Genomic DNA, 20,539 nt, shown 5'->3' with positions numbered 1-20,539 from the left:
AGCGCCTTCAGTGTCAAGGCTTATTTCCGGGCAGGCTACTTTCGTTGGTATTCCCGCGCTTATTGCATGTTCGAACTGCGACTTATTCGCTCACTTTTGCATGAAGCGGGCATGACAAGACCACATGACATTGATACCTGTAAGGAGGAAGTCACGTACACTAACAAAATGGCAGATCAGGAGAGGATGGATGATGCTGAGATCGAGTTTGGTTGCGGCGGTGATGGTTGCAACGTCGGCAGGTGCGGCATTCGCGCTGGACGGCGGCGACGCTGCGAAGGGCGAACAGGTCTTCAAGCAATGCATGACCTGCCACCGTATCGGCCCCGATGCGAAGAATGCCGTGGGCCCGGTCCTGACCGGGGTGGTCGGCCGCCCGACGGGGACCGCTCCGGGCTTCGCCTATTCGGATCTCAACAAGCATGCCGGCGAGGCCGGGCTGGTCTGGACTGACGACAACATCTTCGAATATCTCGTCGATCCCAGTGCCTTCCTCAAGAAATACCTGACCGAGAAGGGCAAGGCGGACCAGGCTACCGGCTCGACCAAGATGGTGTTCAAGCTCGCCAACGAGCAGCAGCGCAAGGACGTCATCGCCTATCTGAAGACGTTCTCCGAGAAGAAGTGATCGGCATCGGTCGGACCTCATAGCCAGCGCTGCCGCAGATCGGCGGCGTTGGCGAGACCGGATGCCGCCAGACAGGCCGCAAGCCAGAACCACGGTGCGTCCGTCAGCGCGCAGCGCACCGCAAGCAACAGGAAGACGCCAGCCAGCAGATTCGGCAGCAAGGCCCGCGGAGGGATGCCGCGGCGGCGCCGCCGCCAGATCAACGTGACGGCGATCAGCTCGACGGCGACGACCACGAGAATCAGGTCGACCAGATGCGGGCTGCGAAACAGCTCATCCATCACGCGAGCCGCTAGGCCGCCTTCGCAAGCCCGGTCAGATGCGCGATGTTCTTGAAGAAGATCCGCACATGCGACAGCGGCTTGGCGCGCACCAGCTCCTTGTTCATGTAGGCGTCCCAGGTGAGCTGCTGCACGTCGCGGTCACGGCAGATGGCGACGAAGCGCTCGCGGCGGGCATCGTTCGTGTACCAGTAGCGCTGCATCATGCCGAGGATGAAGAACACCGCGCCATGCTTGCGCATGAAGACCTTGCGGGCCGTCGTCAGCGCAGCGGCGTCGCCAGTCTTCAGGAACAGCGCAACCGCATCGGCAGCGGCGCGGCCGCCGGCCATCGCGTAATAGATCCCTTCGCCGGAGGCCGGCGCCACCACGCCGGCCGCATCGCCGGCGAGCACGATGTCGCGGCCATTGTCCCAGCGCCGCAGCGGCTTCAGTGGAATGGGGGCGCCCTCGCGGCGGATCGTCTCGAGATGATCGAGCGCCGCGGCCTTGCGGAACTCGGCGACCGAGCCGCGCAGCGAGAACCCCTTGCAGGCGCTGCCGGTGCCGATGCTGGTGGTCGGCCCGTGCGGGAACACCCAGCTGTAGAAATCCGGCGAGAGCTTGCCGCGATAGACGACGTCGCAGCGCGTCGCGTCGAACAGCGGATGGCCCGGATCTGGCGAGCGCACGATCTCATGATAGGCGAAGACGTAGCGGATCTCGTCCGCGCCCGGGATGCACTGCCGCGCCACCGCTGACACCGCGCCATCGGCGCCGATCACCGCGCGGGCCCGCACGCTGTCCGGCCGCTGGCTGCCATCGTCCATGCGCCGCTCGTAATGCACGACGGCGGTGCCGTCGGCATCGCGCGCGATCCGGCTGAACGTGCCGGTTCGGCGGATCGCGCCGGCGTCTGCGGCGCGCGTGCGCAGCCATTCGTCGAAATGCTCGCGGTCGACCATGCCGACGAAACCGCCGTCGATCGGCATGTCGACGTCGCGGCTGCTCGGCGACACCATGCGGGCGGACGAAATGCGTGCCACCAGCAGATGGTCGGGAATCTCGAACTCGGCGATCAGCCGCGGCGGAATCGCGCCGCCGCAGGGCTTGATGCGGCCGGCCTTGTCGAGCAGCAGCACGCGCTGGCCCTTGCCGGCGAGGTCGTTGGCCGCGGTCGCCCCGGCGGGGCCGCCGCCGATGACCACCACGTCGAAGGTTTCCGGGCTGGAAGAGGAGGTCATCGTTCAGGCTCCGATGTTGGCCGGCTGCGGTGCAAGGCTCGATCGAGCCTCGCGTGGGCTCTTGATCCAGATCGCGAGCCAGGCCGAGAGGACGAACAGTGCGGCCTCCGCGGCGAACACCGCCGCATAGGCCGAGGCGGTGGTGGGCATGAAGTGGCGCGCGGCGTCGGCCGCTGCCGTACCGACGAAGCCGCCGATGCCGAACGAGATCGCCTGCGAGGCGCCCCACAGGCCCATGCGCGTGCCTTCGCGGTTGTCGCGGCCTTCGCTGACCATGTTCATCATCGCGCCGATCGCCGCGATCGCGTAGACGCCGTTGGTGATGCCGAGCAGCAGCACCGAGGCGCGCAGCGGCCAGGCCGGGCCGACCGTGGCGGCCGCGACGAGGCTGAGCAGCGCCAGCGCCGAGGCGAGGCAGCCGCCGATGATCCAGGGCTGCGGCCGCGTCCGCCAGTCGGCATGCAGGCTTGCCATCGCCGGCATCAGGATCATGCCGATCAGCGCGCCCATGTGCTGCACCGAGGAGAGCTGAGTGGTCTGGCCCGGCGTCATGCCGAACACGCTGCCGGCAAACGGCTCCAGGATCAGGTCCTGCGCGCTGTAGGCGAGCATCGATACGAAGATGAAGATCGCGAAGCGCCGCGCCTGCGGCTCGCGGCAGATCTCGCGGAAATCCTCCATGAAGCCGCCGCGCTCGGCGGCGGCGGAGATCGCCGCTGCGGAAATTGCCGGCTGCTCGATGCCCCAGACGCCGAGCAGAGTCAGCACCATGGCGATGGCGGAGACCGTGCCCGACACCATCACCAGCCGCTCGCCCGAGAACGGATCGAGCGCCTTGCCGGCCACCGCCGTGGTGACGATGAAGCCTGTGATCATCATGATCCAGGCGATCGAGGCGGCGGCGCTGCGCCGCTCCGGCGCGGTGCGCTTGGCGAGCAGCACCAGCAGCGAGGTGCCGGCGGCGCCGACGCCGATGCCGATCAGGATGAAGGCGATCACGGCCACGACGAGCCCGAGAATGAGCTGGGTCGCCATCAGCGCGGTGGCGACGGCGGCCAGCAGTCCGCCGGAGGCGAGCACGGCCATGCCGCCGACGATCCAGGCGAAGCGGCGGCCGCCGACATCGGAGCCGTGGCCGAGCCAGGGCCTGAGCACCTGCATGGCATAGTGGATCGCCACCAGCAGTCCCGGAATCATCGCCGGCAAAGCGAGCTCGATCACCATCACGCGGTTCAGTGTCGACGTCGTCAGCACGACGACAGCGCCGAGCGCGGTCTGCACCAGGCCGAGCCTGACGATGCCGAACCAGGAGAGGTGAGCAGGCGAGGCTGAGTTCATCCGCGTCATGCCGCCAGCCCCGCCAGCGCGAAAGCCGACACCAGCATGCCCAGCACGTAGAGCAGCACGCCGGTCCCGTTGTACCAGGGCGCCAGCTGGCGCGGCTTGGTCATCAGCCGTTGCATCAGGATCAGCTGCGCCGCGAGCATGAGCACGATGATGGCGGCGTGAATCTGACGGCTCCATGACAGCAGCAGCAGGATCACGCCGACCTGCGCCAGCGCCATCGTGATGCAGGCGAGACGGGCGGCCGTCTCCGCGCCGAGCAGCACCGGCAGCGAGCGGACATTGCTGACGCGATCGCCGGCGATCGACTTGAAATCGTTCAGCGTCATGATGCCGTGGGCGCCCAGGCTGTAGAGCAGCGCGATCGACAGCACCTGCCAGGACGGCGCCTGCATGCTCATGACCGAGGCCGCGGTGATCCAGGGCAGGCCCTCGTAGCAGAGGCCGACGGCGCTGTTGCCCCACCAGCCGTTCTGCTTCAACCGGATCGGCGGCGCGCTGTAGGCCCAGGCCAGCGCGAGGCCCAGCGCAGCGGCCGCAAATCCCCAGGTGCCGAGCGCGGTTGCGACGCCGAGCGACAGCACGGTCCAGATCAGGGCAATGTAGAGGCCCCAGCGTCCGGGAATGCGGCCCGAAGGGATCGGCCGGTCCGGCTCGTTGAGCGCATCGACATGACGGTCGAACCAGTCGTTGACCGCCTGGCTGGTGGCGCACACCATCGGCCCGGCCAGCACGAGGCCTGCGATCACGGTGGGCCAGCGCGGCGCCAGCGGCGCGCCCGACGACACCACGCCGCAGCCGAACGCCCAGATCGGCGGAAACCAGGTGATCGGCTTCAGCAGTTCGAGAACGGCCGAGGGCTGAAGCCTTGAAGGGAGCCTCGATGGAATCCTTGGGGCGAGCGGGACGGGCGCGATCTCGGTCATTGCAACTTTCCAACTATTCCAACTGGCTGTCGTCTTCGGCCGGCTCGGCGAGGCCATAGCGCCGCAGCTTGACGTAGAGGCTCTGCCGGCTCAGCCCGAGCATCTCGGCCGCGGTGGCGCGGTTGTCCCCGGTGAGCTTCAGCGCGGTCTCGATGCACATCCGCTCGATCACGTCGGTGGTCTCGCGCACCAGCTCCTTGAGCGGCACGCGGCCGATCAGCTCGGCGAGCTGCTCGCGCGAGCGCGGAATATAGCCGTGGTCGCCGCCATCGCCCGAGATGCGCGGGCTGACATTGCGGATGGTGAAGCCGAGCCGGGACTGTCCGGGGGCGCCGACCGTGGTGGCGGAAATCTCGACGTCGACCGGTGAGCCATGCTCGCCGCGGATGACGCTGGAGAACAGCTTCACGCTGCCATGCTGGCGCAGATTGGTCAGCATGATCGAGAAGTCGATCGCCGACTTGCCGATCCATCGGTCGATCGTCTCGCCGAGAATCTGGTGCATGTTCTCGATCTGGGCGAGCTGCAGGAAGGTCGGGTTGGCGTGCAGCAGCCGGCCCTCCATGTCGGTGATGACGAAGCCGTCGGGCGCCGCCTCGACGAACTGCACCAGCTGCGTATTGACGTCGGAGGCCTTCGGGATCGCCGCCTGCGAGGTCTGCGGCGAGAAGCGCAGCAGGAACAGCGCCGACATGTCCTGGCGGAAGAAGGTGCCGTCGAGCAGGTAGTCGCGGCCGCCGTCGAGCCTGATCCTGGTGCGCTCGATCTTGCCCTGGGACCGGATCGCCAGCGACAGTGATTGCGACATCGACAGGTCGTCCAGCAGCAGGGCATCGGGAAACAGCTTGCCGATCAGGTTGGCGGCCCCGTGGTCGAGCAGGTCGGCCGCGGCCGGATTGGCCTCGACGATGCGGTGGCTGACGGCGTCGATGATCAGCACCGGTTCGGCGGTGATCTGGAACAGGATCCGGTAGCGCGATTCGGCGTTGCGCATGCGCGAGTAGTCGCGCTCGATCGCCACCTGGGCCTCGATCAGCTTCTGCTGGAGCGCAGCGGTGGCGCGCACGTCGCGGCCGACCGCGATGAAGCGGGCGGGGCCCTTGATCGCCACCACCGCGAACAGGATCGGGATGTCCGGTCCGCGGGCAGCCGGATAGCGCACCTCGCGCCAGCGCGACACCTTGCGCTCGGAGGCTTCGGCGAGCAGCAGCTCTGGCTTTGTCTGGCTTTCCTCGGACACTGTTGCTTGCCAGGATCGGCCGATCCACTCGTCTGTGTTTCTCAATTCAAGCGGCAGACCGGCCTGCTGAAAGGCCAGGTCCTGAATGTTGCCGTCGGCGTCGAGCGCGAGCGCAATGTCGGATGCTGCGGCCACCAGCATGGCCGCCACATCCGCATTGAGATCGCCAAGCGACTCTTTCGGAGCTCTGAACGCCCTCACCAACGCCGTTGTCCTCCCAGTCAAGGAGCCTTCGCGCGGCGAGTCTCGTTCCAGCATTCATCTTCACGTCACCCTCAGCTATCGCCGTTCGGTCAGAAGACTGACGACGTGCCGGGCTTGCGAAGCCTCTCTGCTCAGATCGGAGACGACACCGTCGCCGCCGACCAGGAGAACGAGTTCAGGCCGTTCAATAAACGCAGGACCGCAGACCAGCACGCCGATGTCCTGGTTGGAGGACGCGCGCCGCGCCATCCTTATGTTTGAGGCGAGATCGTCAAGCTTCTTGTCGCTGTTGGCGAAGAACTCGACGACGTTGAACCATTGCGTGCGAAGCGCGTCGATGAAGCCGCGATCCGCGGTGTCGGGCTCGATCCATGTGTCCCAGCCGTCGCGACGAAAGAATTCGCTGGCCAGCACGAGGCCGAACATCATGTGTCCCATTTCGCGCCGGTCGCCCGGCGCCGTCGTCAGCAGTCCGCGCAGTCCCGTTGGCGCAACGGTCAGCTCGGCGCAGAAGGCCGGGCTGAAGTGCCGCAGCAGCTGCTGCAGCCGCCACAGTGCGAGCGTGACGTCGGCGAAGTCGCGCTCATCGTCGGCCCACAGATGACGCAGATGGTTCGCGGTCGGCACCAGCAGCTCGAGATAGATCCGCTCGAGCGTTTCGCCATGATCGCGATGCGCCTGAATGCACGCCGCCGCGCGATCGTCGTCAGCGCCGAGCATCAGCTCGGCGAAATCGGCCGCCTCCTGTTCGGAGGCCCTGATGATCGCCGGCACGCGTTCGAGCGCCGGCGCATGGGCCATCACCAGCCGTGGAATGATCTCGGCCTCGATCGCGGCGTTGAGCTCGGGATGGCGGGCGCTGTGTAACGGCACGCTGACGCGCGGCGCCGTTGGCGGATGAAACGCCGCTTGACCACGCTTCGTCCGAAAGCGGGCCCGTGGGAATCGGACTGTCTCATTGAGCTCGGTCATAAGCGCCTCCCCTCCATATGAGCGCACGTCACTCGCTGCGTCAATATTATTTGACGTCAATTTTGGTTGACACTCTTACTGCCCGGGTCTAGCGTTTCCCCTATCGGGCTCGCACTCGGGGATTTGCGATGCACCACTTGCGAACTGCACTACGTAGCGTTGACCAGACCGAGTGCGGTGCACCAACAACGTCCCTGTGGTTGCCATCATCGCACCACCCGGAACTGGTGTTGTCAAATCATCTTTACACATCATGTGACGCGCAATTCACGTTCGCCACTGATCCGTCGCTGTGGAGTCAACTCTGCTTCACACCTGAGCCCGCGCCGCGTGCAAAGCGGCAAGCGCTTTACACGCCTGAGGAAAAGCTTCGGCGGGACTCGACGCCCTGGACCCTGGTGCAGGGAATCCTGGCGCCGGTGCAATTTCTCGTCTTCCTGATCAGTCTCGGACTGGTGGCGCGTTATCTCGCGACCGGCGACGGCCTATGGCTCGCCACCGCCTCCGTCGTGCTGAAGACGGCGCTGCTCTACACCATCATGATCACCGGCTCGATCTGGGAGCGGGTCGTGTTCGGGCGCTATCTGTTCGCCCCGGCCTTCTTCTGGGAGGACGTGTTCTCGATGCTGGTGATCGCGCTGCATACGGCCTATCTCGCCGCGATCATCGGTCATATCGGCACAGCCCAGCAGCAGATGCTGCTCGTGCTCGCCGCCTACGCCGCCTACGCGATCAACGCCACGCAGTTCCTGCTCAAGCTGCGCGCGGCGCGGCTGCAGGAGCAGGCGATGGCGCGGGCTGCCGTCACCAGCCTGGAGCGCGCGTCATGACCATCCACGCGCAGCCCTGCGCCGTTCCATCCACCGTGTCGCCGGACGGCGTGCTGCGCGAGCGCGGCCAGCGCGAGGTGTTCTGTGGATTGACCGGCATCGTCTGGCTGCACCGGAAAATTCAGGACGCGTTCTTCCTCGTGGTCGGCTCGCGCACCTGCGCGCATCTGATCCAGTCGGCGGCCGGCGTCATGATCTTCGCCGAGCCGCGCTTCGCCACCGCCATCATGGAGGAGCGCGACCTCGCCGGGCTCGTCGATGCCAATGACGAGCTCGACCGCATCGTCACGCAGCTGCTCGCGCGGCGGCCCGAGATCAAGCTGTTGTTCCTGGTCGGCTCCTGTCCGTCGGAGGTGATCAAGCTCGATCTGTCGCGGGCGGCGCTGCGGCTGTCGCAGCGTTTCTCGCCGGGCGTGCGCGTGCTCAACTACTCGGGCAGCGGCATCGAGACCACGTTCACGCAAGGCGAGGATGCCTGTCTCGCATCGCTGGTGCCGGTGCTGCCTGCAGCCGATCGCGGCGCGCGGCCGTCGCTGCTCGTGGTTGGTGCGCTGGCCGACGTGGTCGAGGATCAGTTCAGGCGGACCTTCACCGCACTCGGCATCGACCAGGTCTCCTTTCTGCCGCCACGGCGCTCGTCCGAGCTGCCGGCGATCGGGCCCGAGACGCGCGTGCTGCTGGCGCAGCCGTTCCTCGGTGATACCGCACGCGCGCTCGAGGAGCGCGGCTGCCGCCGCATCCCGGCGCCGTTCCCGCTCGGCGGTGAAGGCACCGCGCTGTGGCTCGCCGCAGCCGCTGAAGCCTTCGGCGTCTCGCGCGCCCATGTCGATCGCACCATCGCCCCGCTCAAGGCGCGGGCCGAGCGCGCGCTGGCCCGCTACCGTGCGCAACTCGCCGGCAAGCGCGTGTTCCTGTTTCCGGACTCCCAGATCGAGATCCCGCTGGCACGTTTCCTGGCGCGCGAGATCGGCATGGAGCTGGTCGAGGTCGGCACGCCCTATCTGCACCGCGACCATCTCGCCGCCGAGCTGAAGCTGCTGCCACAGGACGTGCTGCTCAGCGAGGGCCAAGATGTCGAGCGTCAGCTCGACCGCTGTCGCGCCGCTCGGCCGGACCTCGTCGTCTGCGGGCTTGGCCTCGCCAATCCGCTGGAGGCCGAGGGCCTCACGACCAAATGGTCGATCGAGCTCATCTTCACGCCGATCCAGGGCTTCGAACAGGCCGGCGATCTCGCCGAGCTGTTCGCGCGGCCCTTGCTGCGTCAAACCAGACTGGCGGTGTGAGATGCAGCTGTCGGTCTGGACATATGAAGGCCCGCCGCACATCGGAGCGATGCGCATTGCGACCGCGATGCGCGACGTGCACTACGTGCTGCATGCGCCGCAGGGCGACACCTACGCCGATCTCCTGTTCACGATGATCGAGCGCCGCGATCGCCGTCCGCCCGTCACCTACACCACCTTCCAGGCGCGCGATCTCGGCGGCGACACCGCCGACCTGCTGCAAAGCGCCGTGCGCGCGGCCTATGACCGCTTCCAGCCGCAGGCCATGATTGTCGGCGCGTCCTGCACGGCCGAGCTGATCCAGGATGATCCAGGCGGGCTCGCGCAGGCGCTCAGGCTTCCGATTCCGGTGATCCCGCTCGAACTGCCGGCCTATCAGCGCAAGGAGAATTGGGGCGCCTCGGAAACGTTCTACCGGATTGTACGGGCGTTGGCTGCGTCTTCCGCTGATGGCTCCCCCCGCCGTGAGAAGGAGACAGGCGCTCGTCCAGTCTGCAACCTGCTTGGTCCGACGGCGCTCGGCTTCCGTCACCGCGACGACCTCGCGGAAGTGACCAGGCAGGTTGTGGAGCTCGGCATCGAGATCAACGTCGTGGCGCCGTGGAACGCGACGCCGGCCGATCTCGCCCGTCTTCCCCTGGCCGATTTCAACATCGTGCTCTATCCCGAGATCGCCGCGACCGCGGCGCAATGGCTGCAGCGCCAGTTCGGCCAGCCCTATACGCGCACGATCCCGATCGGCGTCACCGCGACGCGCGAGTTCATCGCCGAGGTGGCCCAGCTCGCCGGCGTCGATGCGGCGCCGGTCCTGGCACGCACCGAGAGCCGGCTGCCCTGGTATTCGCGCTCGGTCGATTCGACCTATCTCACCGGCAAGCGCGTCTTCATCTTCGGCGATGCGACCCATGCCGTGGCCGCGGCGCGCGTCGCGACCCAGGAGCTCGGCTTCGAGGTCGTCGGTCTCGGCACCTATTCGCGCGAGTTCGCCCGCGAGATCCGCGAAGCCGCCGCGATCTACGGCGTCGAGCCACTGATCACTGACGACTATCTCGAGGTCGAAGCCCGCGTCGGCGAGCTGCGGCCTGAGCTCGTGCTCGGCACGCAGATGGAGCGCCACATCGCCAAGCGACTCGGCGTTCCCTGCGCGGTGATCTCGTCGCCGTGCCATGTGCAGGATTTCCCGGCGCGCTACTCGCCGCAGATGGGCTTCGAAGGCGCCAACGTGCTGTTCGATACCTGGGTGCATCCGCTGATGATGGGCCTGGAAGAGCATCTGCTCGGCATGTTCCGCGAGGACCACGAATTCGCCGATCACGCGCCCTCGCATCTCGGCGCCGCCCCTGCGGCGCCCGCGTCCCCGCCGGTGCGCGTCGTCGAACCCGTCACGTCTACCGAGCTCGCCTGGGCCTCTGACGCCGAGCGCGAGCTGACCAAGATTCCCTTCTTCGTTCGCGGCAAGGCGCGTCGCAACACGGAGCGGTTCGCGCGCGAGCGCAATGTCAACCTGATCACACTCGAGACCTTGTACGATGCCAAAGCGCATTTCGGTCGCTGACAAGACGCCCATCCGGGTCGTGATCGTGACGATGGATAGTCATCTGTCGGGTGCGGCGGCGCGTGCTCACACGGCGTTGAGGCGGGACTTCCCGGGGCTCGAGCTTTCGGTTCACGCGGCTGATGATTGGGGCACTGACGACGCCGCGCTGGCGCGCTGCAAGGCCGACATTGCCCGCGGCGACATCATCCTCGTGACGATGATGTTCCTCGACGAGCACGCGCGTGCCGTGATGCCCGCGCTGGTCGCGCGCCGCAACGATTGCGATGCGATGATCTGCTGCATGTCCGCCTCCGAGGTGGTCAAGCTCACGCGGATCGGCAAATTCGACATGAGCATCGAGGCCGGCGGCGCGATCGGCTGGCTCAAGAAGCTGCGCGGCAACCGCTCCGGCAAGGCGCCTGGCGGCAAGGGCGAGATGAAGATGTTGCGCCAGCTGCCGAAGCTGCTGCGCTTCATTCCCGGCACCGCGCAGGACATGCGCGCCTATTTCCTGACGCTGCAATATTGGCTGGCCGGCTCCGAGCAGAACATCACCAACATGGTGCAGCTGCTGGTCGACCGCTACGCGGATGGACCGCGTCGCAGCCTGCGCGGCCTCGTCAAGCCGGGCGCGCCGATCGAGTATGCCGATATCGGCGTCTATCATCCGCGCATGAAGGCCCGCATCAGCGACGTGGTCGACGCCTTGCCCCGCGTCGACAATGCCCGCGGCACGGTCGGGCTGCTGCTGCTGCGCTCCTATCTGATCGCCGGCAATGCCAGTCACTATGACGGCATGATCGCAGCGTTCGAGGCCAAGGGCCTGCGCGTGATCCCCGCCTTTGCCAGCGGCCTGGACCAGCGTCCGGCGATCGAGCGCTTCTTCATGAAGGACGGCCGCAGCGCGGTCGACGCCGTGGTCTCGCTGACCGGATTTTCGCTGGTGGGCGGACCTGCCTACAACGACTCCCGGGCGGCCGAGGACATCCTTGCCACGCTGGACGTGCCTTATCTTGCCGCGCACCCGGTCGAGTTCCAGACCCTGGAGCAGTGGGGCGCGTCCGATCGCGGCCTGATGCCGGTCGAGAGCACCATCATGGTGGCGATCCCCGAGCTCGATGGCGCGAGTGGGCCGCTGGTGTTCGGCGGTCGCTCGGACGGAGCAGGGGCCGCCTGCACCGGCTGTGACCGGGCCTGCAAGTTTCCCCCCGCCGAGACCGCCGGCCAGATGCAGGTGTGCAGCGAGCGGGCCGAAACGCTGGCGGCGCGGACCGCGCGTCTGGTCGCGATGCGCCGCGCCGAGCGCCGGGATCGCAAGGTCGCGATCGTCCTGTTCAATTTCCCGCCCAACGCCGGCAACACCGGCACGGCCGCTTTTCTTGCGGTGTTCGAATCCCTGCATCGCACGCTTCAGGCCATGAAGCGCGAAGGCTACCAGGTCGAGTGTCCAGACACGGCCGATGAGCTGCGCGAGCGCATCGTGGTCGGCAACGCCGCCCGGTTCGGAGCGGACGCCAACGTGCACGTGCGCATTTCCGCCAACGATCACGTCCGCAGGGAAAAATGGCTGCGGCAGATCGAGGCGCAATGGGGCCCGGCGCCCGGCCGGCAGCAGAGCGACGGCAGCTCGATCTTCGTTCTCGGCGAGCGTTTCGGAAACGTCTTCGTCGGCATCCAGCCCGCCTTCGGCTACGAAGGCGATCCGATGCGGCTCCTGTTCGAGAAGGGCTTTGCGCCGACGCATGCCTTCTCGGCCTTCTACCGCTGGCTCCGCGAGGATTTCGCCGCCAGCGCCGTGCTGCATTTTGGCACCCACGGGGCGCTCGAATTCATGCCGGGCAAGCAGACCGGCCTGTCGGCGGCGTGCTGGCCGGAGCGCATGATCGGCGATCTGCCGAACATCTATCTCTATGCGTCGAACAACCCGTCCGAGGGCACGATCGCCAAGCGCCGCTCGGCGGCGACGTTGATCAGCTATTTGACCCCGCCGGTCGCCCATGCCGGTCTCTACAAGGGGCTGGTCGAGCTGAAGGCGTCGATCGAGCGCTGGCGTGGCCTGCCGCCCGACGAGGATGCAGAGCGTGCCGACCTCGCCACCATCATCCAGGCCCAGGCCAGTGCGCTGGATCTCGGCGCGGCGGAGCCGGCCTGGACCGATGCGGCACGGCAGATCGGCCAATTGTCGGACGCCGTGCTCGAGCTCGAATATGCGTTGATCCCGCACGGCCTTCATGTCGTCGGCGAGCCGCCGTCTCCGGAAGAGCGCGTCGAGATGCTGCAGGCGGTGGCCGATGCCTCGCACGGAACGCGGCCGGACAAGGCGCTGCTCGAGGCGATCGTGCGCGGCGACAAGCTGGATGCCTCCGGAACGGATGCCGCGACGTCGGCGCTGTTGAAGGAGCTCGCAGGCATCGACGCGCTGCTGGCGCAGGACCACGAGATTCCAAGTCTCATTCGGGCGCTCGACGGCAGGTTCATCCGGCCGGCGCCGGGCGGCGATCTGCTCCGGACGCCGTCGATCCTGCCGACCGGCCGCAATCTTCATGGCTTCGATCCGTTCCGCATTCCCAGCGTCTATGCGGTGCAGGACGGCGCGCTACAGGCGCAGCGCCTGATCGACAAGCATGTTGCCGAAGGCAACGGTCTGCCGGAATCCGTCGCGATCGTGCTGTGGGGCACCGACAACCTCAAGAACGAGGGCGCGCCGATCGGGCAGGCGCTGGCGCTGCTCGGTGCCAAGCCGCGCTTCGACGGCTATGGCCGCCTGACCGGTGCCGAGCTCATTCCGCTCGACCAGCTCGGCCGTCCCCGGATCGACGTGATCATCACGATGTCCGGCATCTTCCGCGATCTGTTGCCGCTCCAGATCAAGCTGCTGGCCGAGGCCTGCTATCTCGCGGCGACGGCCGACGAGCCGGTCGAACTCAACTTCGTCCGCAAGCATACGCTGGCCTATCAGGCCGCGCATCAATGCGACCTGGAAACGGCGTCGCTGCGGGTGTTTGGCAATGCCGACGGCGCCTATGGGTCGAACGTCAATCATCTGGTGGAGAACGGCCGCTGGGATGACGAGGACGAACTGGCCGAGACCTATACGCGCCGCAAGAGCTTCGCCTATGGCGTGAAGGGCCAGCCGGTGCAGCAGGCGGCGCTGCTGAAGAGCGCGCTCGCCACGGTCGACCTCGCCTATCAGAACCTCGACTCGGTCGAGCTCGGCGTCACCACCGTCGATCATTACTTCGACACGCTGGGGGGCATCAGCCGCGCGGTGCGGATGGCCAAGGGCGGGACCTCGGCGCCGGTCTATATCGGCGATCAGACCCGCGGAGCCGGCACGGTTCGCACCTTGTCCGAGCAGGTCGCGCTCGAGACCCGCACCCGCATGCTCAATCCGAAATGGTACGAGGGCATGCTCAAGCATGGTTATGAGGGCGTACGCCAGATCGAAGAGCACGTCACCAACACGATGGGCTGGTCGGCGACCACGGGCGCCGTCGCGCCCTGGGTGTACCGGCAGCTCACCGAGACATTCGTGCTCGATCCGCAGATGCGCGATCGCCTGGCGACGCTCAATCCCGTCGCCTCGGCAAAAGTCGCGAACCGGCTGATCGAGGCGCATGAACGCAAATACTGGTCACCCGATCCGGAAATGCTCGACGTGCTGCGCAAGGCCGGTGAAGAACTCGAAGATCGCCTCGAAGGCGTGGGAGTTGCCGCATGAATGTCACCTTGAGACCGCCGATCGCCTCGACGGCATTGCGTCGCCCTGATGGGGCCGGCAGCGTGCAGGTTCAGCTCGATCCGAGCGTCGTCATCGACACCGCCAAGGTGTTCTCGGTGTACGGCAAGGGCGGCATCGGCAAGAGCACGACGTCGTCGAACCTCTCGGTCGCGCTGTCCAAGCTCGGCAAGCGCGTGCTGCAGATCGGCTGCGATCCCAAGCACGACTCGACCTTCACCCTCACCAAGCGGCTGGTGCCGACCGTCATCGACATTCTCGAGCAGGTCAATTTCCACGCCGAGGAGCTGCGCCCCGAGGACTTCGTCTACCAGGGCTATAACGGCGTGATGTGCGTGGAGGCGGGCGGCCCGCCGGCCGGCACTGGCTGCGGCGGCTATGTCGTCGGCCAGACCGTGAAGCTGCTCAAGGAGCATCATCTGCTCGAGGACACCGACGTGGTGATCTTCGATGTGCTCGGCGACGTCGTCTGCGGCGGCTTCGCGGCCCCCTTGCAGCATGCCGACCGCGCGCTGATCGTGGCCGCCAATGATTTCGACTCGATCTTCGCGATGAACCGCATCGTCGCCGCGATCCAGGCCAAGTCGCGCAACTATCCGGTGCGGCTCGGCGGCGTCATCGCCAATCGCAGTGCGGCGACCGACCAGATCGACAAGTTCAACGAGCGCGCCGGCCTCAAGACCGTTGCGCATTTCCCCGATCTCGATGTCATCCGCAAGAGCCGGCTCAAGAAATGCACGCTGTTCGAGATGGAGCCCTCGCCGGATGTCGAGCGCGCCCAGAATGAGTATCTGCGCCTCGCGGCCTCGATGCTCGCCGGCAGCGAGCCGATGCAGGCGGTGCCGCTCAAGGATCGCGACATCTTCGATCTCCTTGGTTTCGATTGAGCAGGGCTGTCTCCGATGACCTCAGCGCAATATCTCGCCCGCCGCAGTGAAGTGGAGACCTATTTCGACCGCACCGCGGTCGCCGCCTGGACGCGGCTGACCTCGGATGCGCCGGTCGGCCGCATCCGCGCCACCGTGCGCGCCGGCCGCGACGAGATGCGGCGGACGCTGCTGTCATGGCTGCCGCTCGATCTGCGCGGCGCGCGGATCCTGGATGCCGGCTGCGGCACCGGCAGCTTCTCGATCGAGGTGGCGCGCCGCGGCGCCGAGGTCGTCGCCGTCGACATCTCGCCGACCCTGATCGAGATCGCCCAGCGCCGGCTGCCCGACGACATCGGCCGCAATGCGATCCGCTTCGTCGCCGGCGACATGCTCGATCCCCGGCACGGCGGCTTCAACTTCGTGGTGGCGATGGATTCCTTCATCCACTACCGCACCGAGGACGCCGTGCGGATCGTGGCTGGCCTGTCCGCGCGCACCTCCGAGGCGATCCTGATGACCTACGCGCCGCGCACGCCGCTGCTCGCGGTGATGCACGCGGTCGGGCGGGTGTTTCCGCGCGGCAACCGGGCGCCGGCGATCGAGCCGGTCGCAGAGCAGAAGCTGCACCGGCTGATTGCCGACCATCCCGATCTCGCCGACTGGCGTTGCGCGCGCAGCTGCCGCATCGCCAACGGATTCTATACCTCGCAAGCGCTGGAGCTTCGGCTGTCATGAGCGCGCGGGCACCATCGATCCTGCAAGTCTGGACGCGGCTGTCGTCGCGCTATTTGCCGTTTGCGGATGCCGCCTCGACCGAGCTGCCGCTGTCGCGCCTGATGCGGCTGTCGCTGTTCCAGGTCTCGATCGGCATTTCGGTGGTGCTGCTCAACGGCACGCTCAACCGCGTCATGATCGTCGAGCTCGGCGTGCCCTCCTGGCTGGTCGCCACGATGGTGGCGCTACCGCTGGTGTTCGCACCCTTGCGCGTGCTGATCGGCTTCAAGTCCGACCACCACCGCTCGGTGCTCGGCTGGCGCCGTGTGCCGTACATCTGGATGGGCACGCTGATGCAGTTCGGCGGGCTGGCGATCATGCCGTTTGCGCTGCTCGTGCTGTCGTCGGGCGATGCGCCGGGCCAGGTGATCGCCGGCCGCGTAGGTGCGGCGCTCGCCTTCCTGCTGGTCGGCGCCGGACTGCACACGACGCAGACCGCCGGCCTGTCGCTGGCGACCGATATCGCGCCCGAGCAGTCGCGGCCGCGCGTCGTCGCCTTTCTCTATGTGATGCTGATGTTCGGCATGATGGCGAGCGCGCTGACCTTCGGCGGCCTGCTGGCGGACTTCAGCGAGATGCGGCTGATCCAGGTGATCCAGGGCGCGGCGCTGACCGAGATGGTGCTCAACGTCATCGCGCTGTGGAAGCAGGAGGCGCGCGATCCGTCGCGCACCTCGATGACCCGCGAACGGCCGCGCTTCGGCGATTCCTGGCGGCAGTTCCGCGAGGCGGGCGGCTCGATGCGCGTGCTGGTCGCGGTCGGGCTCGGCACGGCTGGCTTCACCATGCAGGACATCCTGCTCGAGCCGTATGGCGCAGAGATCCTGCATCTGACCGTCGGCGAGACGACGGCGCTGACAGCCTTGTTCGCGGCGGGCACGCTCGCCGGCTTCGGCCTGTCGGCGCGCCGGCTCGGCAAGGGCTCCGATCCCTACCGGATCGCCGCACTTGGCGGCCTCGTCGGGCTGTTCGCGTTCTCCGCGGTGATCTTCTCGGCGCCGCTCGCCTCGCCACTGTTGTTCAGGATCGGCACGACGCTGATCGGCTTTGGCGGCGGGCTGTTTGCCGTGGGCACGCTGACGGCGGCGATGGCGCTGGTGCAGAACGGCGAGAGCGGCCTTGCGCTCGGCGCCTGGGGCGCGGTGCAGGCCACGGCCGCAGGAATCGCCATCGCCGGCGGTGGCGCCATTCGCGATGTGATGTCGCAACTGGCGTTGAACGGAAGCCTTGGTGTCGGGCTCGCCGGCCCGGCGACCGGCTACAGCATCGTCTACCACGTCGAGATCGCGCTGCTGTTCGTCACACTGGCGGTGATCGGGCCGCTGGTCCGCCGGCAGGCGGCGCCACGGCCTCTACAATTCGGAATAGCGGAATTTCCAGGTTAGCCCAGTCGGGGAGGAAGCCATGCAAACGTCATTTACGAGCTACATCGATGTCGCCCAGGTCGTGCTTTACGGCTTTTGGGTGTTCTTCGCAGGCCTGATCTTCTACCTGCGCACCGAGGACAAGCGCGAAGGCTACCCGCTCCAGTTCGAGGGCCGGGTCGGCCGGCGGACCGCCTCGAGCGGCCATGGCTTCCCGACGCCGCCGTCACCGAAGACCTATCACATGCATGGCGGGCGCACCGCGACCTTGCCGAACTTGGGCAATGACCGCGCCGATGCGCCGGTGACCCCGATGTATCCTTGGCCGGGCACGCCCTATCTGCCGGCCGGCAATCCGATGCTCGACGGCGTCGGCCCGGGCTCCTACGCCGCGCGCCGGGACGAGCCGGAGCTGACCATGGACAACATCCCGGCGATCGTGCCGCTGCGGGTCGACGGCAGCATCTTCATCGCCTCGGAGGATCCGGATCCGCGCGGCATGCCGGTGATCGGCGCCGACGGCCAGCTCGGTGGCAAGGTCCGCGAGGTCTGGGTCGACCGTGCCGAGATGCTGATCCGCTATCTCGAAGTCGAGGTCGACGGCATCGCCGGACGCCACGTGCTGCTGCCGATGACGATGGCGATCGTCGACAAATCGCGCAAGGCGGTGCTGGTCGACGCCATCCTCGGCGCGCAATTCGCCAACGTGCCGACGCTCGCCAAGCCCGACCAGGTCACCAAGCTCGAGGAAGACAAGATCGTCGGCTACTTCGGTGGTGGCCATCTCTACGCGACCGCCGCACGCCAGGAGCCGCTGCTGTGAGGACGCGCAGGGAGCAAGACCAGCTGATGCTGCCAGAGGACGAGCGGCTGCTCTGGCAGGGACAGCCCACGGTGAAGGCGCTGCTGCTGCGGGTGTTCCACCTGCGTCTGGTGCTCGCCTATTTCGCAGCCTTGTTCGGCGCCCATGTGGTGTCGGGGCTGCTGGATCATCGGCCGCTGGCGGCGTCGGTCGCCAGCGCGTCGTCGCTGGCGACGCCGGTGGCGTTGGCGACCCTGCTGCTGACCGGCCTCGCCGTGCTCTACTGCCGCACCACGCGCTACACCATCACCAGCCGGCGCGTGCTGCTGCAGTTCGGCGCCGTGCTGCCGATGACGCTGAACGTGCCGTTGAAGCAGGTCGGCCGCGCCGATCTCAAGCTTTATGCCGACGGATCGGGCGACCTGCCGCTCGGCGTCTTGGCCGACGAGCGGCTGTCCTATCTGCTGTTGTGGCCGCATGCGCGGCCATGGCGGCTGAACGTGGTCGAGCCGATGCTGCGCGGCGTGCCTGAGGCGCGCGACGTCGCCGAGATTCTCGCCAAGGCGCTGGTTGCGGCATCGGATGGGTCCGTCGCAGCGCAGCCGCTGCCGGCGGCCAATGGTCAGTCGCAGGGCGCACCGCCGGCGGCGGTCGCCAGCGCGGCGTAATGAGGAGGAGGGAGTCATGAGCCAAGCCGAGGGCCATGCCGAAGCCGAGATCTTCATTCCGAAGGGCGCGCTCCGCGCGGCCTTCGCGCTGGTCGCCTTTGCGCTGCTCGCCGCGAGCGTCGGCCGTCTCACGGGGATGGGCACCGTTCGCACCGACCACGTCGCGGCCGTGCAGTCCGTGGCGCTGCGCTTCGAGGACCGCGCCGATGGCGGCATCTCCGTGGTGGCGCCGGACAGCGGCAAGGTGGTCGGCGTCGTCGAAGTCGGCGGCGATGGCTTCCTGCGGACCGTCCTGCGCAGCATGGCGTTCGACCGTCGCCGCCATGCGATCGGCTCAGGCCCGGCGTTCACGATCAACCGCTGGTCGGACGGTCATCTCACACTGGACGATCCCGCCACCGGCCGGCGGATCGATCTCGCGCCGTACGGCGTCGACAACATGCGCCGGTTCACGGGATTGATGGCGATGGGAGAGCAGCGATGAGAGGACTATGGGCCAGCGAGCCGCGCCGCTTCGACATCGGCTGCAGCATCGAGGTCGAGCAGACCTCCGAGACCCTGCATGCCCATGTCACGCTCGATCGTGACGTCGGCATCCGTCCGGGCGACGAGGTGCTGATCCAGGGTGCGCCGATCACCGTGAAGTTCGGTGAGCAGCTCAACCTGCGCCGCACCGCGACCGTGGTCCGGGCGGGGCCGTTGAAGCGCATGCTGATGCATGTCGCAGGGTATCTCGAGCTTACTGAATTGTATGACGTCAGCTTTTCGGACGGGAGGGTCAGATGATCGCGATGGAAGGTGGGGCCGGCAGCACGTCGACCAACATGGCGCTGGAGGACACCATCCTCACGCCGCGCTTCTACACCACCGATTTCGCAGCCATGGATCGGCTCAATGTCGAGCTGGTGCGCCGCGAATGGGATGCGGTCATGGCCGAGCTGCGCGCCGACTACAACCGCAAGCATTTCGTGCGGACGCCGGAATTCGAGAAGGATCTGAACGACCTGCCCGAAGCGCTTCGCGTCGAGTTCAAGGACTTCCTGGTGTCGTCGCTGACCGCCGAGTTCTCCGGCTGCGTGCTCTATGCCGAGATCAAGAAGCGGATCACCAACCCCGACATCCGCGAGCTGTTCTCCTATATGAGCCGTGACGAGGCCCGCCATGCCGGCTTCATCAACGAGATCCTCAAGGATCACGGCATCGGCGTCGATCTCGGCTTCCTCACCAAGGTGAAGAAGTACACTTATTTCAAGCCGAAGTTCATCTTCTACGCGACCTATCTCTCGGAGAAGATCGGCTATGCCCGCTACATCACCATCTATCGCCAGATGGAGCGGCATCCGGAGCGCCAGTTCCACCCGATCTTCAAGTGGTTCGAGAAGTGGTGCAACGACGAGTTCCGCCACGGCGAGGCGTTCGCGCTCTTGATGCGCGCCGATCCGCGGCTGCTCAGCGGCCTCAACAAGCTGTGGATCAAGTTCTTCCTGCTCGCGGTGTTCGCGACCATGCATGTGCGCGACCACATGCGCCCCGCCTTCTACGAGGCGCTCGGCATGCCGGTGGACGAGTATGACATGCGCGTGTTCCGCATCACCTCGGAGATCTCGCGCCAGGTGTTCCCGGTTATGCTGGATATCGACAATCTGCGCTTCTGGGCCGGCTTGAACCAGCTGCGCAAGGTGTCGGAGGCGATTGCCGACGCCAAGGCGCAGGGCGGCGTCATGGGGGCGATCAAGCGTGCGGTGCTGCCGCTCAAGGCGGCGCTGACCTTTGGCCGGTTGTACATGCTGCCGGCCAAGAGCAACGAGCTGCCACGCGAGATCAGGCTGCAACCCGCCTGGTGAGAAGGAGCCGG

Annotated in this window: 19 protein-coding genes; 13 read left to right on the top strand and 6 right to left on the bottom strand. The window is 66.9% G+C overall.

Annotated features, from left to right (window positions below; translation table 11 throughout):
• Positions 1-223 precede the first annotated feature (223 nt).
• Entirely contained in the window at positions 224-628 is a 405-nt protein-coding gene (locus tag QQL87_RS33240; protein WP_284423318.1) for a c-type cytochrome, read from the top strand.
• A 17-nt stretch (positions 629-645) separates the two neighbouring features.
• On the opposite strand, the gene QQL87_RS33235 is transcribed toward QQL87_RS33240, so the two are convergent.
• The 6 genes from QQL87_RS33235 to QQL87_RS33210 all read right to left on the bottom strand — a co-directional run bounded on the left by QQL87_RS33235 (position 646) and on the right by QQL87_RS33210 (position 6,818).
• A complete protein-coding gene (locus tag QQL87_RS33235) occupies positions 646-909 on the bottom strand; it encodes a hypothetical protein (protein ID WP_284423281.1) in 264 nt (87 codons plus the stop codon).
• 11 nt (positions 910-920) lie between these two features.
• Positions 921-2,132 carry a geranylgeranyl diphosphate reductase gene (locus QQL87_RS33230; protein ID WP_284423282.1) on the bottom strand — a complete coding sequence of 404 codons (1,212 nt, stop codon included), beginning with the start codon at positions 2,130-2,132 and terminating at the stop codon, positions 921-923.
• 3 nt (positions 2,133-2,135) lie between these two features.
• The gene (locus tag QQL87_RS33225; protein ID WP_284423319.1) at positions 2,136-3,470 is read right to left on the bottom strand and encodes a BCD family MFS transporter; all 1,335 of its coding nucleotides are present in this window, start codon (positions 3,468-3,470) and stop codon (positions 2,136-2,138) included.
• 5 nt (positions 3,471-3,475) lie between these two features.
• On the bottom strand, positions 3,476-4,402 hold the full coding sequence (chlG, locus tag QQL87_RS33220; protein WP_284423283.1) for a chlorophyll synthase ChlG: 927 nt from the start codon (positions 4,400-4,402) through the stop codon (positions 3,476-3,478).
• A gap of 13 nt (positions 4,403-4,415) precedes the next feature.
• Complete coding sequence (ppsR, locus tag QQL87_RS33215; protein ID WP_284423284.1) at positions 4,416-5,783, bottom strand: transcriptional regulator PpsR; 1,368 nt, start codon at positions 5,781-5,783, stop codon at positions 4,416-4,418.
• A 138-nt stretch (positions 5,784-5,921) separates the two neighbouring features.
• The gene (locus QQL87_RS33210) at positions 5,922-6,818 is read right to left on the bottom strand and encodes a cobalamin B12-binding domain-containing protein (protein WP_284423285.1); all 897 of its coding nucleotides are present in this window, start codon (positions 6,816-6,818) and stop codon (positions 5,922-5,924) included.
• A 230-nt stretch (positions 6,819-7,048) separates the two neighbouring features.
• Here QQL87_RS33210 and bchF point away from each other — a divergent pair, with 230 nt between their 5' ends.
• Genes bchF through acsF form a run of 12 tightly spaced genes read left to right on the top strand, consistent with a single transcriptional unit; the run spans position 7,049 to position 20,528 of the window.
• A complete protein-coding gene (bchF, locus tag QQL87_RS33205) occupies positions 7,049-7,648 on the top strand; it encodes a 2-vinyl bacteriochlorophyllide hydratase (protein WP_284423286.1) in 600 nt (199 codons plus the stop codon).
• A complete protein-coding gene (locus QQL87_RS33200) occupies positions 7,645-8,931 on the top strand; it encodes a ferredoxin:protochlorophyllide reductase (ATP-dependent) subunit N (RefSeq protein ID WP_284423287.1) in 1,287 nt (428 codons plus the stop codon). Before bchF ends, QQL87_RS33200 begins: the two co-directional genes overlap by 4 nt.
• 1 nt (position 8,932) lies before the next feature.
• Positions 8,933-10,486 carry a ferredoxin:protochlorophyllide reductase (ATP-dependent) subunit B gene (gene bchB / locus QQL87_RS33195; protein WP_284423288.1) on the top strand — a complete coding sequence of 518 codons (1,554 nt, stop codon included), beginning with the start codon at positions 8,933-8,935 and terminating at the stop codon, positions 10,484-10,486.
• Positions 10,461-14,189 carry a magnesium chelatase subunit H gene (locus QQL87_RS33190; RefSeq protein ID WP_284423289.1) on the top strand — a complete coding sequence of 1,243 codons (3,729 nt, stop codon included), beginning with the start codon at positions 10,461-10,463 and terminating at the stop codon, positions 14,187-14,189. Before bchB ends, QQL87_RS33190 begins: the two co-directional genes overlap by 26 nt.
• Positions 14,186-15,094 carry a ferredoxin:protochlorophyllide reductase (ATP-dependent) iron-sulfur ATP-binding protein gene (gene bchL, locus QQL87_RS33185; protein WP_284423290.1) on the top strand — a complete coding sequence of 303 codons (909 nt, stop codon included), beginning with the start codon at positions 14,186-14,188 and terminating at the stop codon, positions 15,092-15,094. The genes QQL87_RS33190 and bchL overlap by 4 nt, the downstream gene beginning before the upstream one ends.
• A 15-nt stretch (positions 15,095-15,109) precedes the next feature.
• Positions 15,110-15,811, top strand: coding sequence for a magnesium protoporphyrin IX methyltransferase (bchM, locus tag QQL87_RS33180; RefSeq protein ID WP_284423291.1), 702 nt, complete (start codon positions 15,110-15,112; stop codon positions 15,809-15,811).
• A complete protein-coding gene (locus QQL87_RS33175; RefSeq protein ID WP_284423292.1) occupies positions 15,808-17,235 on the top strand; it encodes a PucC family protein in 1,428 nt (475 codons plus the stop codon). The genes bchM and QQL87_RS33175 overlap by 4 nt, the downstream gene beginning before the upstream one ends.
• A gap of 19 nt (positions 17,236-17,254) precedes the next feature.
• Entirely contained in the window at positions 17,255-18,037 is a 783-nt protein-coding gene (gene puhA, locus QQL87_RS33170; RefSeq protein WP_284423293.1) for a photosynthetic reaction center subunit H, read from the top strand.
• A 26-nt stretch (positions 18,038-18,063) separates the two neighbouring features.
• Positions 18,064-18,684 (top strand): photosynthetic complex putative assembly protein PuhB, encoded by a 621-nt coding sequence (gene puhB, locus QQL87_RS33165; protein ID WP_284423294.1) that lies wholly within the window; start codon positions 18,064-18,066, stop codon positions 18,682-18,684.
• 16 nt (positions 18,685-18,700) lie between these two features.
• Complete coding sequence (puhC, locus tag QQL87_RS33160) at positions 18,701-19,168, top strand: photosynthetic complex assembly protein PuhC (protein ID WP_284423295.1); 468 nt, start codon at positions 18,701-18,703, stop codon at positions 19,166-19,168.
• Positions 19,165-19,470 carry an O2-dependent cyclase accessory protein gene (locus tag QQL87_RS33155; protein WP_284423296.1) on the top strand — a complete coding sequence of 102 codons (306 nt, stop codon included), beginning with the start codon at positions 19,165-19,167 and terminating at the stop codon, positions 19,468-19,470. The genes puhC and QQL87_RS33155 overlap by 4 nt, the downstream gene beginning before the upstream one ends.
• On the top strand, positions 19,467-20,528 hold the full coding sequence (acsF, locus tag QQL87_RS33150) for a magnesium-protoporphyrin IX monomethyl ester (oxidative) cyclase (RefSeq protein WP_284423297.1): 1,062 nt from the start codon (positions 19,467-19,469) through the stop codon (positions 20,526-20,528). Before QQL87_RS33155 ends, acsF begins: the two co-directional genes overlap by 4 nt.
• The last annotated feature ends 11 nt before the right edge of the window (positions 20,529-20,539 follow it).

The sequence above is a fragment of the Bradyrhizobium sp. SSBR45G genome (assembly GCF_030159255.1).
GTDB lineage: Bacteria > Pseudomonadota > Alphaproteobacteria > Rhizobiales > Xanthobacteraceae > Bradyrhizobium.
Note: the sequence above shows the minus strand (reverse complement) of the source record. Positions and strands in the feature narration are given on the sequence as shown.